This is a genomic window from Vibrio alfacsensis (genome assembly GCF_019670485.1).
GTDB lineage: Bacteria > Pseudomonadota > Gammaproteobacteria > Enterobacterales > Vibrionaceae > Vibrio > Vibrio alfacsensis.
Genome location: NZ_AP024165.1, coordinates 2,777,301 through 2,793,109, shown reverse-complemented (window position 1 = coordinate 2,793,109; position 15,809 = coordinate 2,777,301). Strand labels below are relative to the sequence as shown.

Annotated in this window: 3 protein-coding genes, 2 tRNA genes and 6 rRNA genes; all 11 read left to right on the top strand. The window is 48.1% G+C overall.

From position 1 onward, the window contains the following. Positions 1-71: 71 nt before the first annotated feature. The 11 genes from VA249_RS12840 to rrf (VA249_RS12790) all read left to right on the top strand — a co-directional run bounded on the left by VA249_RS12840 (position 72) and on the right by rrf (VA249_RS12790) (position 15,723). Entirely contained in the window at positions 72-1,946 is a 1,875-nt protein-coding gene (locus tag VA249_RS12840; RefSeq protein ID WP_221068207.1) for an assimilatory sulfite reductase (NADPH) flavoprotein subunit, read from the top strand. Further along, a complete protein-coding gene (cysI, locus tag VA249_RS12835; RefSeq protein ID WP_221068206.1) occupies positions 1,946-3,682 on the top strand; it encodes an assimilatory sulfite reductase (NADPH) hemoprotein subunit in 1,737 nt (578 codons plus the stop codon). The genes VA249_RS12840 and cysI overlap by 1 nt, the downstream gene beginning before the upstream one ends. Continuing rightward, positions 3,675-4,454: a phosphoadenylyl-sulfate reductase gene (locus VA249_RS12830; protein WP_221068205.1), complete on the top strand. Its 780-nt coding sequence runs from the start codon at positions 3,675-3,677 to the stop codon at positions 4,452-4,454. The genes cysI and VA249_RS12830 overlap by 8 nt, the downstream gene beginning before the upstream one ends. A 656-nt stretch (positions 4,455-5,110) precedes the next feature. Next, positions 5,111-6,665 (top strand): 16S ribosomal RNA (locus tag VA249_RS12825). Between the two features lie 363 nt (positions 6,666-7,028). Continuing rightward, positions 7,029-9,921, top strand: a 23S ribosomal RNA gene (locus VA249_RS12820). Between the two features lie 92 nt (positions 9,922-10,013). Then, positions 10,014-10,130, top strand: a 5S ribosomal RNA gene (gene rrf, locus VA249_RS12815). Between the two features lie 367 nt (positions 10,131-10,497). Beyond that, positions 10,498-12,050: ribosomal RNA gene (locus VA249_RS12810) — 16S ribosomal RNA — on the top strand. A gap of 67 nt (positions 12,051-12,117) precedes the next feature. Then, positions 12,118-12,194: transfer RNA gene (locus VA249_RS12805), tRNA-Ile, on the top strand. Between the two features lie 40 nt (positions 12,195-12,234). Then, positions 12,235-12,310: transfer RNA gene (locus tag VA249_RS12800), tRNA-Ala, on the top strand. Positions 12,311-12,622: 312 nt separating this feature from the next. Further along, positions 12,623-15,515 (top strand): 23S ribosomal RNA (locus tag VA249_RS12795). 91 nt (positions 15,516-15,606) lie between these two features. Further along, positions 15,607-15,723 (top strand): 5S ribosomal RNA (gene rrf / locus VA249_RS12790). Together the 16S, 23S and 5S rRNA genes with 2 tRNA genes alongside form the textbook arrangement of a ribosomal RNA operon. Positions 15,724-15,809: the final 86 nt, after the last annotated feature.

Below are 15,809 nucleotides of genomic sequence, written 5' to 3'. Positions count from 1 at the left end.
CTTCTATTCTTTCTTGTTATTAAGGAGAGTGGTTAATCTATCGTCACGCAATGAATAGGGATGTCGTGACAATGTCTTTTCAAAAGAATGAGTATTCACACAAGAATGTGATGGAAGATAATAATGGGCAAGGTGGTAAGCCACCAATCTCAGGCCCTCTCAACGATCAACAATTTAGTTCACTCCAGCAAACGGTCTCAGAGCTCTCTTCGCAGCAACTTGCTTGGGTTAGTGGCTACTTTTGGGGTTTAGCACAAAACCAACCAGGTTCAGTAGCTGCGACACCAATTACCCATGGGGCGGCAGCAGTCGCGGTTAAACCAACAGGCAAATTAAGCATCATCTTTGCATCTCAGACTGGTAACGCTAAAGGGGTTGCTGAAGCACTAGAGCAAGAAGCCAGAGCTGAGGGTATTGCTGTAGAGCTGTTTGATGCCAGTGATTACAAAGGCAAGAACTTAGCAAAAGAGACGCATGTGATCATCGTAGCGTCGACTAATGGCGAGGGCGAGGCTCCAGATAATGCCATTGAACTGCATGAGTTCCTTCAATCTAAGAAAGCCCCTAAGTTACCAAACCTGCAATACGCTGTAATTGCATTGGGTGATTCAAGCTACGAGTTCTTCTGCCAAACGGGAAAAGACTTCGATGCTTACTTATCTAAATTAGGTGCAAAACCCTTTATCGAACGCATTGATTGCGATGTGGATTATGAAGCATCTGCCGCAGAATGGCGTAAGCAAGCGCTTGAACAAGTAAAAGAGGCCCTTTCTTCAGGTAATGAAGCAGAAGTAGTTCAACTACCCGTTGGGCAAACGGCTCCAGGACATTCTGTTTATAACAAGCAAAATCCATATACAGCAACGCTTCTGACAAGTCAGAAAATCACAGGTCGTGATTCAGGCAAAGATGTTCGCCACGTAGAGATTGATCTTGAAGAGTCAGGTTTGACTTATCAGCCAGGAGATGCCCTAGGTGTGTGGTTCGACAACAGCTCTGAGCTTGCTAATGCCATCTTAGCGAAAGCAGGTTTATCCGGCGTAGAGAGTGTTGAAGTGGATGGTGAGAGCTTATCTATTCACAGCGCTTTAGTTAGTAAATATGAAATTACCGCTTCTAATCCTCAGCTCGTCACCAAGTTTGCAGAGCTTTCTGGTAGCAAGAAGCTACAAAAGCTGGTGGAAGATAAAGACAAACTTCGTGAATACGCCGTAAATACACAAATCGTGGATGTGCTTGCCGAGAAGAAGACCAAGCTAAGCGCAGAAGAATTGGTTGGTTTACTTCGTCGATTAACTCCGCGTCTATATTCTATCGCTTCGAGTCAAACTGAAGTGGATGAAGAAGTACACCTAACTGTCGGTTTAGTTGAATACGACAAAGGTGATGAAAAGCGCTATGGCGGAGCATCTAGCTTCCTCGCTCAACGTCTAGAAGAAAGTGGTGAAGTGAAAGTATTTGTTGAGCACAACAATAACTTCAAACTGCCACAAGATGACAACACTCCAATCATCATGGTTGGTCCTGGTACAGGCATCGCACCTTTCCGTAGTTTTATTCAAGAGCGTGATAATCGTGACGCACAAGGTAAGAACTGGTTGTTCTTTGGTGACCGTACCTTTACTCAAGATTTCCTTTACCAAGTTGAATGGCAAAAGTATCTCAAGTCCGGTTTGTTGACTCGCCTTGATGTCGCGTTTAGCCGTGACCAAGCAGAGAAAGTCTATGTTCAACATCGTATCCTAGAAAACGCTGAACAAGTGTGGCAATGGATTCAAGATGGTGCCTACATCTATGTATGTGGTGATGCCACTCGTATGGCAAAAGATGTTCACGATGCGCTGGTATTTGTAGCCGAGCAACAAGGAAAGCTCTCTCGTGAAGAAGCAGAAGCATTTATCAACGATCTACGTAAAGCGAAACGTTACCAAAGGGATGTGTACTAATGAGCGCGAATCAACAATCAAACAGCCAAGAAGTATTAGGTGAGGTGCTTGGACCACTCTCGGATAACGAGCGCCTTAAAAGAGAAAGTAATTTACTACGTGGAACGATTGAACAAGATCTGCAAGACCGCATTACGGGTGGTTTTACTGCAGACAACTTCCAATTGATTCGCTTCCACGGAATGTACCAGCAAGATGACCGCGATATCCGTAACGAACGTGCTAAGCAAAAGCTGGAGCCGTTGCACAACGTCATGCTTCGTGCACGTATGCCGGGCGGCATCATTACGCCAAAACAATGGCTGGCAATCGACAAGTTTGCAACTGAGCACTCTTTATATGGAAGTATTCGTCTTACGACTCGCCAAACGTTCCAGTTCCATGGAGTGCTAAAACCAAATATCAAGTTGATGCACCAAACGCTAAACAGCATTGGTATTGATTCGATTGCTACCGCGGGTGATGTTAACCGTAACGTGTTGTGTACCACTAACCCAGTGGAGTCGGAGCTACACCAAGAAGCTTACGAATGGGCGAAGAAGATCAGTGAGCATCTATTACCGAAGACACGAGCTTATGCAGAGATTTGGTTAGACGGTGAAAAAGTAGAAAGCACGGAAGAAGACGAGCCGATTTTAGGTAAGAACTATCTACCACGTAAGTTTAAAACCACAGTGGTTATCCCACCGCAAAATGACGTAGACGTACACGCTAACGATCTTAACTTCGTAGCGATTGCAGATAACGGCAAACTGGTTGGTTTTAACGTGCTCGTTGGTGGTGGTCTCGCGATGACGCATGGCGATACATCAACTTATCCACGCAGAGCAGATGACTTTGGCTTTATCCCATTAGAGAAAACACTTGATGTTGCCGCTGCTGTAGTGACGACGCAACGTGATTGGGGTAATCGTTCAAACCGTAAGAATGCAAAAACGAAGTACACATTAGATCGTGTTGGTAGTGATGTGTTTAAAGCGGAAGTAGAAAAACGTGCTGGTGTTAAGTTTGAGCAAAGCCGTCCTTACGAATTCACAGAACGTGGTGACCGTATTGGTTGGGTTGAAGGGATTGATGGTAAGCATCATTTAGCGCTCTTCATCGAAAACGGTCGTCTGTTGGATTTCCCGGGTAAACCACTTAAGACAGGTGTTGCTGAAATTGCCAAAATCCACAAAGGCGATTTCCGCATGACGGCAAACCAAAATCTGATTGTTGCTGGTGTACCAAAAAGCCAAAAAGCGAAGATCGAGAAGATTGCTCGTGAACATGGCTTAATGGATGACGGCGTAAGTGAACAGCGTAAGAACTCGATGGCGTGTGTGGCGTTTCCAACATGTCCATTAGCCATGGCAGAAGCAGAGCGCTTCCTTCCTCAATTTGTAACCGATGTAGAAGATATTCTAGAAAAGCATGGTCTGCCTGAAGAAGACAATATCATTCTTCGTGTAACAGGGTGTCCAAATGGTTGTGGGCGAGCAATGCTGGCAGAAATCGGCTTAGTGGGTAAAGCGCCGGGTCGATACAACTTACACCTAGGTGGTAACCGAGGCGGTACTCGAGTACCGAAGATGTATAAAGAGAACATTACGGATAAGCAAATCTTAGAAGAGATTGATCAGCTGGTGGCTCGTTGGGCTGCTGAACGTGAAGAAGGCGAAGCATTTGGCGATTTCACGATTCGAGCTGGCATTATCCAAGAAGTGTTAGTATCAAAGAGGGACTTCCATGCTTGATTCTGTAGCGTCCAAACCGGAGCTAGCAGAGTTACTGACATTAACTAAGACGGAGCAAATCCTCCGTCTTGCTCAAATCAATGTCGAGCTCGAACAGCTTTCGGCGCAAGAGAGAGTAAAGTGGGCATTGGAGAATTTGGAAGGGGAGTTCGCTGTCTCATCCAGTTTCGGTATCCAAGCCGCCGTGATGCTCCATCTTGTGACACAACAAAAGCCGGATATTCCAATTATCCTAACGGACACCGGATATCTATTTGCAGAGACATATCAATTCATCGATCAGTTGAAAACGCAACTGAACCTCAACCTTAAAGTGTATCGAGCAAAAGAAAGTGCCCATTGGCAAGAAGCGCGTTATGGAAAACTTTGGGAACAAGGCGTCGAGGGAATAGAAAAATACAACAAGATAAATAAGGTTGAACCAATGCGACGAGCTTTGCGAGAGCAAAACATTGGAACTTGGTTCTCAGGGCTGCGCCGAGAGCAAAGCAAATCACGTGCTGGATTACCTATCTTGTCGATTCAAAATGGAGTCTTCAAGTTTTTGCCCGTGATCGACTGGACGAATAGAGACGTGCACTACTATTTAGAAGAGTATGGTTTGAGTTATCACCCACTATGGGATCAAGGCTATCTCTCTGTAGGAGATACTCATACGACAAGAAAGTGGGAGCCAGGAATGTCAGAAGAAGAAACGCGTTTCTTTGGATTAAAACGCGAGTGTGGGTTACATGAGGACGATGGTACCGAGCAACATGGCTCTGGTATTTAGCTGTTACGCTCATGGCCCGGTGTTCAGACGAAACAAAGAAAGCTGCAGTGAGGCAGCTTTATTTGTTTATAAGAGTTGAAAGTGAGCTTTAAAAGAATAACTTTGTGGATAAGTTGTTTGCTTTCTTTGGGTAAAGTTGAATAAATAAGGCTTTGATCGAAAAGTCAGCGTTTAACCATTATTTTTGCAAATTTTGCAAAATAGGACTTGCCAATGTGACCTCGATCTCTATAATGCGTCCTTGTCGACAGGGCAGAGCTCACAAGGGTTCAAGGCTAGGTCGGCAGGGTCAGAAAGAACGCCAAGCAGCGAATTGCCTTTACTTTTGAAAAGTAAAATAAAAGCAAGAAAGTGTTTGACATAGAGAATTATCTCGTTAGAATGGCCGCCTCTTCCGAAGTGATGTGAGTCACAAAGAAGAACGCTCTTTAAAAATAAGAACCTATCAATCTGTGTGGGCACTCGTTGATGATAATCCAATTAGAAACTTCGGTTTCAAATTAGGTTTCAATGAACTGAGTGACCAAACGAGTCGAAAGACTTGGCACAGTCAATTCATTATCGTTCTGTTGGAACGATAATAGCTTTAAAATTACTTCTTACTTTCGAGTAAGAGCAGTTTTGAAGTCAGTATTCATTAAGCCGAACAAAATCTTAAATTGAAGAGTTTGATCATGGCTCAGATTGAACGCTGGCGGCAGGCCTAACACATGCAAGTCGAGCGGCAGCGACAACATTGAATCTTCGGAGGATTTGTTGGGCGGCGAGCGGCGGACGGGTGAGTAATGCCTAGGAAATTGCCCTGATGTGGGGGATAACCATTGGAAACGATGGCTAATACCGCATGATGCCTACGGGCCAAAGAGGGGGACCTTCGGGCCTCTCGCGTCAGGATATGCCTAGGTGGGATTAGCTAGTTGGTGAGGTAAGGGCTCACCAAGGCGACGATCCCTAGCTGGTCTGAGAGGATGATCAGCCACACTGGAACTGAGACACGGTCCAGACTCCTACGGGAGGCAGCAGTGGGGAATATTGCACAATGGGCGCAAGCCTGATGCAGCCATGCCGCGTGTGTGAAGAAGGCCTTCGGGTTGTAAAGCACTTTCAGTAGGGAGGAAGGTTCATGCGTTAATAGCGTATGGATTTGACGTTACCTACAGAAGAAGCACCGGCTAACTCCGTGCCAGCAGCCGCGGTAATACGGAGGGTGCGAGCGTTAATCGGAATTACTGGGCGTAAAGCGCATGCAGGTGGTTTGTTAAGTCAGATGTGAAAGCCCGGGGCTCAACCTCGGAATTGCATTTGAAACTGGCAGACTAGAGTACTGTAGAGGGGGGTAGAATTTCAGGTGTAGCGGTGAAATGCGTAGAGATCTGAAGGAATACCGGTGGCGAAGGCGGCCCCCTGGACAGATACTGACACTCAGATGCGAAAGCGTGGGGAGCAAACAGGATTAGATACCCTGGTAGTCCACGCCGTAAACGATGTCTACTTGGAGGTTGTGGCCTTGAGCCGTGGCTTTCGGAGCTAACGCGTTAAGTAGACCGCCTGGGGAGTACGGTCGCAAGATTAAAACTCAAATGAATTGACGGGGGCCCGCACAAGCGGTGGAGCATGTGGTTTAATTCGATGCAACGCGAAGAACCTTACCTACTCTTGACATCCAGAGAAGCCAGCAGAGATGCAGGTGTGCCTTCGGGAACTCTGAGACAGGTGCTGCATGGCTGTCGTCAGCTCGTGTTGTGAAATGTTGGGTTAAGTCCCGCAACGAGCGCAACCCTTATCCTTGTTTGCCAGCGAGTAATGTCGGGAACTCCAGGGAGACTGCCGGTGATAAACCGGAGGAAGGTGGGGACGACGTCAAGTCATCATGGCCCTTACGAGTAGGGCTACACACGTGCTACAATGGCGCATACAGAGGGCAGCCAACTTGCGAAAGTGAGCGAATCCCAAAAAGTGCGTCGTAGTCCGGATTGGAGTCTGCAACTCGACTCCATGAAGTCGGAATCGCTAGTAATCGTGGATCAGAATGCCACGGTGAATACGTTCCCGGGCCTTGTACACACCGCCCGTCACACCATGGGAGTGGGCTGCAAAAGAAGTAGGTAGTTTAACCTTTCGGGGAGGACGCTTACCACTTTGTGGTTCATGACTGGGGTGAAGTCGTAACAAGGTAGCGCTAGGGGAACCTGGCGCTGGATCACCTCCTTATACGAAACGGATAGTTTGCTTTCACTTTTTAAAAGTGAAGACAAATGAGTCTCGATGAGTGTCCACACAGATTGATGGTTTTGAAGCGAAAGCTTCGAGCTATTATTGCTCTTTAACAATTTGGAAAGCTGACAAAACAAATCTTGTCTTAAATAGATAAGCATTTGTTTGTAAAGTTCTCAAAGTATTCATTTCGATGAATACACAAAAACACATTCAAGTGTTCTTGGGTTTTGCGAAAGCAAAACATATTTGAGTCCGGCAAAATCGATAGCTATCTCGCTCATTCAAATAATGAGATAGCAACTTTGGTTGTTTAAACAACAAACTCAAGATTTCTTCTGAAACTCTTTGGGGTTGTATGGTTAAGTGACTAAGCGTACACGGTGGATGCCTTGGCAGTCAGAGGCGATGAAAGACGTAGTAACTTGCGATAAGCCCAGATTAGGTAGTAACAACCATTTGAGTCTGGGATTTCTGAATGGGGAAACCCACTAGCATAAGCTAGTATCATTAACTGAATTCATAGGTTAATGAGGCGAACCGGGGGAACTGAAACATCTAAGTACCCCGAGGAAAAGAAATCAACCGAGATTCCGAAAGTAGCGGCGAGCGAAATTGGACTAGCCCTTAAGCTTTATATGCGTTAGACGAACGGTCTGGAAAGTCCGGCGATACAGGGTGATAGCCCCGTAGTCGACAACGCACATTCAGTGAAATCGAGTAGGGCGGGACACGTGATATCCTGTCTGAATATGGGGGGACCATCCTCCAAGGCTAAATACTACTGACTGACCGATAGTGAACCAGTACCGTGAGGGAAAGGCGAAAAGAACCCCTGTGAGGGGAGTGAAATAGAACCTGAAACCGTGTACGTACAAGCAGTAGGAGCAGGCATTACGTCCTGTGACTGCGTACCTTTTGTATAATGGGTCAGCGACTTATATTCAGTGGCAAGGTTAACCATCTAGGGGAGCCGTAGGGAAACCGAGTCTTAACTGGGCGTTCAGTCTCTGGATATAGACCCGAAACCAGGTGATCTAGCCATGGGCAGGTTGAAGATTGAGTAACATCAATTGGAGGACCGAACCGACTAATGTTGAAAAATTAGCGGATGACTTGTGGCTAGGGGTGAAAGGCCAATCAAACCTGGAGATAGCTGGTTCTCCCCGAAAGCTATTTAGGTAGCGCCTCGGACGAATACTACTGGGGGTAGAGCACTGTTAAGGCTAGGGGGTCATCCCGACTTACCAACCCTTTGCAAACTCCGAATACCAGTAAGTACTATCCGGGAGACACACGGCGGGTGCTAACGTCCGTCGTGGAGAGGGAAACAACCCAGACCGCCAGCTAAGGTCCCAAATTATTACTAAGTGGGAAACGATGTGGGAAGGCTCAGACAGCCAGGATGTTGGCTTAGAAGCAGCCATCATTTAAAGAAAGCGTAATAGCTCACTGGTCGAGTCGGCCTGCGCGGAAGATGTAACGGGGCTAAGTAATAAACCGAAGCTGCGGCAATGAAGTTTACTTCATTGGGTAGGGGAGCGTTCTGTAAGCCGTTGAAGGTGTGTTGTAAAGCATGCTGGAGGTATCAGAAGTGCGAATGCTGACATGAGTAACGATAAAGGGGGTGAAAAACCTCCTCGCCGGAAGACCAAGGGTTCCTGTCCAACGTTAATCGGGGCAGGGTAAGTCGACCCCTAAGGCGAGGCCGAAAGGCGTAGTCGATGGGAAACGGGTTAATATTCCCGTACTTCTTACAATTGCGATGGGGGGACGGAGAAGGCTAGGTGGGCCTGGCGACGGTTGTCCAGGTTCAAGTGCGTAGGCTTAAGAGTTAGGTAAATCCGGCTCTTTCTAAGGCTGAGACACGACGTCGAGCTACTACGGTAGTGAAGTCATTGATGCCATGCTTCCAGGAAAAGCCTCTAAGCTTCAGATTGTAAGGAATCGTACCCCAAACCGACACAGGTGGTCGGGTAGAGAATACCAAGGCGCTTGAGAGAACTCGGGTGAAGGAACTAGGCAAAATGGTACCGTAACTTCGGGAGAAGGTACGCTCTTGATGGTGAAGTCCCTTGCGGATGGAGCTGACGAGAGTCGCAGATACCAGGTGGCTGCAACTGTTTATTAAAAACACAGCACTGTGCAAAATCGTAAGATGACGTATACGGTGTGACGCCTGCCCGGTGCCGGAAGGTTAATTGATGGGGTTAGACTTCGGTCGAAGCTCTTGATCGAAGCCCCGGTAAACGGCGGCCGTAACTATAACGGTCCTAAGGTAGCGAAATTCCTTGTCGGGTAAGTTCCGACCTGCACGAATGGCGTAATGATGGCCACGCTGTCTCCACCCGAGACTCAGTGAAATTGAAATCGCTGTGAAGATGCAGTGTACCCGCGGCTAGACGGAAAGACCCCGTGAACCTTTACTACAGCTTGGCACTGAACATTGACCCTACATGTGTAGGATAGGTGGGAGGCTTTGAAGCAGGTACGCTAGTATCTGTGGAGCCGTCCTTGAAATACCACCCTTGTAGTGTTGATGTTCTAACGTCGACCCCTTATCGGGGTTGCGGACAGTGCCTGGTGGGTAGTTTGACTGGGGCGGTCTCCTCCCAAAGAGTAACGGAGGAGCACGAAGGTGGGCTAATCACGGTTGGACATCGTGAGGTTAGTGCAATGGCATAAGCCCGCTTGACTGCGAGAATGACAATTCGAGCAGGTGCGAAAGCAGGTCATAGTGATCCGGTGGTTCTGAATGGAAGGGCCATCGCTCAACGGATAAAAGGTACTCCGGGGATAACAGGCTGATACCGCCCAAGAGTTCATATCGACGGCGGTGTTTGGCACCTCGATGTCGGCTCATCACATCCTGGGGCTGAAGTCGGTCCCAAGGGTATGGCTGTTCGCCATTTAAAGTGGTACGCGAGCTGGGTTTAGAACGTCGTGAGACAGTTCGGTCCCTATCTGCCGTGGGCGTTGGAGAATTGAAAGGGGCTGCTCCTAGTACGAGAGGACCGGAGTGGACGAACCTCTGGTGTTCGGGTTGTGTCGCCAGACGCATTGCCCGGTAGCTAAGTTCGGAATCGATAACCGCTGAAAGCATCTAAGCGGGAAGCGAGCCTTGAGATGAGTTCTCCCTGATACTTTAAGTATCCTAAAGGGTTGTCGGAGACTACGACGTTGATAGGTCAGGTGTGTAAGTGCTGTGAGGCATTGAGCTAACTGATACTAATTGCCCGTGAGGCTTAACCATACAACACCCAAAGGGTTTTGATGGACTCAAAGCAAGAACAAGACTTGATTGTGTAGAGAACACAGAAACAGCTTTCCAGATTAAAGAATTTGCTTGGCGACCATAGCATTTTGGACCCACCTGACTTCCATTCCGAACTCAGAAGTGAAACGAAATAGCGCCGATGGTAGTGTGGGGTTTCCCCATGTGAGAGTAGGACATCGCCAGGCTTTAATTTTGCACTTGCTTAATATTTAAGCAAGTCACCATAAAGTTCTGAAGTTTTTTAGAGTTTTATGTTGACTTTCAAAGTGAAAGGCGTATTATACGCACCTCGCTTAAGTGCTAAGGCACTGAAAGCCAAGCTCTTTAACAATATAGACCTATCAATCTGTGTGGGCACTCGTTGATGATAATCCAATTAGATACCTCGGTATCAAATTAGGTTTCAATGAACTGAGTGACCAAACGAGTCGAAAGACTTGGCACAGTCAATTCATTATCGTTCTGTTGGAACGATAATAGCTTTAAAATTACTTCTTACTTTCGAGTAAGAGCAGTTTTGAAGTCAGTATTCATTGAGCCGAACAAAATCTTAAATTGAAGAGTTTGATCATGGCTCAGATTGAACGCTGGCGGCAGGCCTAACACATGCAAGTCGAGCGGCAGCGACAACATTGAATCTTCGGAGGATTTGTTGGGCGGCGAGCGGCGGACGGGTGAGTAATGCCTAGGAAATTGCCCTGATGTGGGGGATAACCATTGGAAACGATGGCTAATACCGCATGATGCCTACGGGCCAAAGAGGGGGACCTTCGGGCCTCTCGCGTCAGGATATGCCTAGGTGGGATTAGCTAGTTGGTGAGGTAAGGGCTCACCAAGGCGACGATCCCTAGCTGGTCTGAGAGGATGATCAGCCACACTGGAACTGAGACACGGTCCAGACTCCTACGGGAGGCAGCAGTGGGGAATATTGCACAATGGGCGCAAGCCTGATGCAGCCATGCCGCGTGTGTGAAGAAGGCCTTCGGGTTGTAAAGCACTTTCAGTAGGGAGGAAGGTTCATGCGTTAATAGCGTATGGATTTGACGTTACCTACAGAAGAAGCACCGGCTAACTCCGTGCCAGCAGCCGCGGTAATACGGAGGGTGCGAGCGTTAATCGGAATTACTGGGCGTAAAGCGCATGCAGGTGGTTTGTTAAGTCAGATGTGAAAGCCCGGGGCTCAACCTCGGAATTGCATTTGAAACTGGCAGACTAGAGTACTGTAGAGGGGGGTAGAATTTCAGGTGTAGCGGTGAAATGCGTAGAGATCTGAAGGAATACCGGTGGCGAAGGCGGCCCCCTGGACAGATACTGACACTCAGATGCGAAAGCGTGGGGAGCAAACAGGATTAGATACCCTGGTAGTCCACGCCGTAAACGATGTCTACTTGGAGGTTGTGGCCTTGAGCCGTGGCTTTCGGAGCTAACGCGTTAAGTAGACCGCCTGGGGAGTACGGTCGCAAGATTAAAACTCAAATGAATTGACGGGGGCCCGCACAAGCGGTGGAGCATGTGGTTTAATTCGATGCAACGCGAAGAACCTTACCTACTCTTGACATCCAGAGAAGCCAGCAGAGATGCAGGTGTGCCTTCGGGAACTCTGAGACAGGTGCTGCATGGCTGTCGTCAGCTCGTGTTGTGAAATGTTGGGTTAAGTCCCGCAACGAGCGCAACCCTTATCCTTGTTTGCCAGCGAGTAATGTCGGGAACTCCAGGGAGACTGCCGGTGATAAACCGGAGGAAGGTGGGGACGACGTCAAGTCATCATGGCCCTTACGAGTAGGGCTACACACGTGCTACAATGGCGCATACAGAGGGCAGCCAACTTGCGAAAGTGAGCGAATCCCAAAAAGTGCGTCGTAGTCCGGATTGGAGTCTGCAACTCGACTCCATGAAGTCGGAATCGCTAGTAATCGTGGATCAGAATGCCACGGTGAATACGTTCCCGGGCCTTGTACACACCGCCCGTCACACCATGGGAGTGGGCTGCAAAAGAAGTAGGTAGTTTAACCTTCGGGAGGACGCTTACCACTTTGTGGTTCATGACTGGGGTGAAGTCGTAACAAGGTAGCGCTAGGGGAACCTGGCGCTGGATCACCTCCTTATACGATGATTACTCACGATGAGTGTCCACACAGATTGATACGGTTTATAAGTAAAAGAGACGATACTGGGTCTGTAGCTCAGGTGGTTAGAGCGTTCGCCTGATAAGCGAGAGGTCGGTGGTTCGAGTCCACTCAGACCCACCACTTCCTTTTAGGAATTGGTATGCAGTATCGACACCTAGATGGGGCTATAGCTCAGCTGGGAGAGCGCCTGCCTTGCACGCAGGAGGTCTGCGGTTCGATCCCGCATAGCTCCACCATCTTTAAGCACTCTTACGAGAGTTTTTAAAAATGGTTACTTCATGAGAAGTGATTAGCTCTTTAACAATTTGGAAAGCTGACAAAACAAATCTTGTCTTAAATAGATAAGCGTTTGTTTGTAAAGTTCTCAAAGTATTCATTTCGATGAATACACAAAAACACATTCAAGTGTTCTTGGGTTTTGCGAAAGCAAAACATATTTGAGTCCGGCAAAATCGATAGCTATCTCGCTCATTCAAATAATGAGATAGCAACTTTGGTTGTTTAAACAACAAACTCAAGATTTCTTCTGAAACTCTTTGGGGTTGTATGGTTAAGTGACTAAGCGTACACGGTGGATGCCTTGGCAGTCAGAGGCGATGAAAGACGTAGTAACTTGCGATAAGCCCAGATTAGGTAGTAACAACCATTTGAGTCTGGGATTTCTGAATGGGGAAACCCACTAGCATAAGCTAGTATCATTAACTGAATTCATAGGTTAATGAGGCGAACCGGGGGAACTGAAACATCTAAGTACCCCGAGGAAAAGAAATCAACCGAGATTCCGAAAGTAGCGGCGAGCGAAATTGGACTAGCCCTTAAGCTTTATATGCGTTAGACGAACGGTCTGGAAAGTCCGGCGATACAGGGTGATAGCCCCGTAGTCGACAACGCACATTCAGTGAAATCGAGTAGGGCGGGACACGTGATATCCTGTCTGAATATGGGGGGACCATCCTCCAAGGCTAAATACTACTGACTGACCGATAGTGAACCAGTACCGTGAGGGAAAGGCGAAAAGAACCCCTGTGAGGGGAGTGAAATAGAACCTGAAACCGTGTACGTACAAGCAGTAGGAGCAGGCATTGCGTCCTGTGACTGCGTACCTTTTGTATAATGGGTCAGCGACTTATATTCAGTGGCAAGGTTAACCATCTAGGGGAGCCGTAGGGAAACCGAGTCTTAACTGGGCGTTCAGTCTCTGGATATAGACCCGAAACCAGGTGATCTAGCCATGGGCAGGTTGAAGATTGAGTAACATCAATTGGAGGACCGAACCGACTAATGTTGAAAAATTAGCGGATGACTTGTGGCTAGGGGTGAAAGGCCAATCAAACCTGGAGATAGCTGGTTCTCCCCGAAAGCTATTTAGGTAGCGCCTCGGACGAATACTACTGGGGGTAGAGCACTGTTAAGGCTAGGGGGTCATCCCGACTTACCAACCCTTTGCAAACTCCGAATACCAGTAAGTACTATCCGGGAGACACACGGCGGGTGCTAACGTCCGTCGTGGAGAGGGAAACAACCCAGACCGCCAGCTAAGGTCCCAAATTATTACTAAGTGGGAAACGATGTGGGAAGGCTCAGACAGCCAGGATGTTGGCTTAGAAGCAGCCATCATTTAAAGAAAGCGTAATAGCTCACTGGTCGAGTCGGCCTGCGCGGAAGATGTAACGGGGCTAAGTAATAAACCGAAGCTGCGGCAATGAAGTTTACTTCATTGGGTAGGGGAGCGTTCTGTAAGCCGTTGAAGGTGTGTTGTAAAGCATGCTGGAGGTATCAGAAGTGCGAATGCTGACATGAGTAACGATAAAGGGGGTGAAAAACCTCCTCGCCGGAAGACCAAGGGTTCCTGTCCAACGTTAATCGGGGCAGGGTAAGTCGACCCCTAAGGCGAGGCCGAAAGGCGTAGTCGATGGGAAACGGGTTAATATTCCCGTACTTCTTACAATTGCGATGGGGGGACGGAGAAGGCTAGGTGGGCCTGGCGACGGTTGTCCAGGTTCAAGTGCGTAGGCTTAAGAGTTAGGTAAATCCGGCTCTTTCTAAGGCTGAGACACGACGTCGAGCTACTACGGTAGTGAAGTCATTGATGCCATGCTTCCAGGAAAAGCCTCTAAGCTTCAGATTGTAAGGAATCGTACCCCAAACCGACACAGGTGGTCGGGTAGAGAATACCAAGGCGCTTGAGAGAACTCGGGTGAAGGAACTAGGCAAAATGGTACCGTAACTTCGGGAGAAGGTACGCTCTTGATGGTGAAGTCCCTTGCGGATGGAGCTGACGAGAGTCGCAGATACCAGGTGGCTGCAACTGTTTATTAAAAACACAGCACTGTGCAAAATCGTAAGATGACGTATACGGTGTGACGCCTGCCCGGTGCCGGAAGGTTAATTGATGGGGTTAGACTTCGGTCGAAGCTCTTGATCGAAGCCCCGGTAAACGGCGGCCGTAACTATAACGGTCCTAAGGTAGCGAAATTCCTTGTCGGGTAAGTTCCGACCTGCACGAATGGCGTAATGATGGCCACGCTGTCTCCACCCGAGACTCAGTGAAATTGAAATCGCTGTGAAGATGCAGTGTACCCGCGGCTAGACGGAAAGACCCCGTGAACCTTTACTACAGCTTGGCACTGAACATTGACCCTACATGTGTAGGATAGGTGGGAGGCTTTGAAGCAGGTACGCTAGTATCTGTGGAGCCGTCCTTGAAATACCACCCTTGTAGTGTTGATGTTCTAACGTCGACCCCTTATCGGGGTTGCGGACAGTGCCTGGTGGGTAGTTTGACTGGGGCGGTCTCCTCCCAAAGAGTAACGGAGGAGCACGAAGGTGGGCTAATCACGGTTGGACATCGTGAGGTTAGTGCAATGGCATAAGCCCGCTTGACTGCGAGAATGACAATTCGAGCAGGTGCGAAAGCAGGTCATAGTGATCCGGTGGTTCTGAATGGAAGGGCCATCGCTCAACGGATAAAAGGTACTCCGGGGATAACAGGCTGATACCGCCCAAGAGTTCATATCGACGGCGGTGTTTGGCACCTCGATGTCGGCTCATCACATCCTGGGGCTGAAGTCGGTCCCAAGGGTATGGCTGTTCGCCATTTAAAGTGGTACGCGAGCTGGGTTTAGAACGTCGTGAGACAGTTCGGTCCCTATCTGCCGTGGGCGTTGGAGAATTGAAAGGGGCTGCTCCTAGTACGAGAGGACCGGAGTGGACGAACCTCTGGTGTTCGGGTTGTGTCGCCAGACGCATTGCCCGGTAGCTAAGTTCGGAATCGATAACCGCTGAAAGCATCTAAGCGGGAAGCGAGCCTTGAGATGAGTTCTCCCTGATACTTTAAGTATCCTAAAGGGTTGTCGGAGACTACGACGTTGATAGGTCAGGTGTGTAAGTGCTGTGAGGCATTGAGCTAACTGATACTAATTGCCCGTGAGGCTTAACCATACAACACCCAAAGGGTTTTGATGGACTCAAAGCAAGAACAGACTTGATTGTGTAGAGAACACAGAAACAGCTTTCCAGATTAAAGAATTTGCTTGGCGACCATAGCATTTTGGACCCACCTGATTTCCATTCCGAACTCAGAAGTGAAACGAAATAGCGCCGATGGTAGTGTGGGGCTTCCCCATGTGAGAGTAGGACATCGCCAGGCTTTAATTTTGCACTTGCTTAATATTTAAGCAAGTCACCATAAAGTTCTGAATTTTTTTAGAGTTTTATGTTGACTTTCAAAGTGAA

What these genes read in the sequence shown, in the direction of transcription:
- VA249_RS12840 (WP_221068207.1), top strand. Translation starts at nt 72, where the DNA reads ATGTCTTTTCAAAAGAATGAGTATTCACACAAGAATGTGATGGAAGAT.
- VA249_RS12830 (WP_221068205.1), top strand. Translation starts at nt 3,675, where the DNA reads ATGCTTGATTCTGTAGCGTCCAAACCGGAGCTAGCAGAGTTACTGACA.
- cysI (WP_221068206.1), top strand. Translation starts at nt 1,946, where the DNA reads ATGAGCGCGAATCAACAATCAAACAGCCAAGAAGTATTAGGTGAGGTG.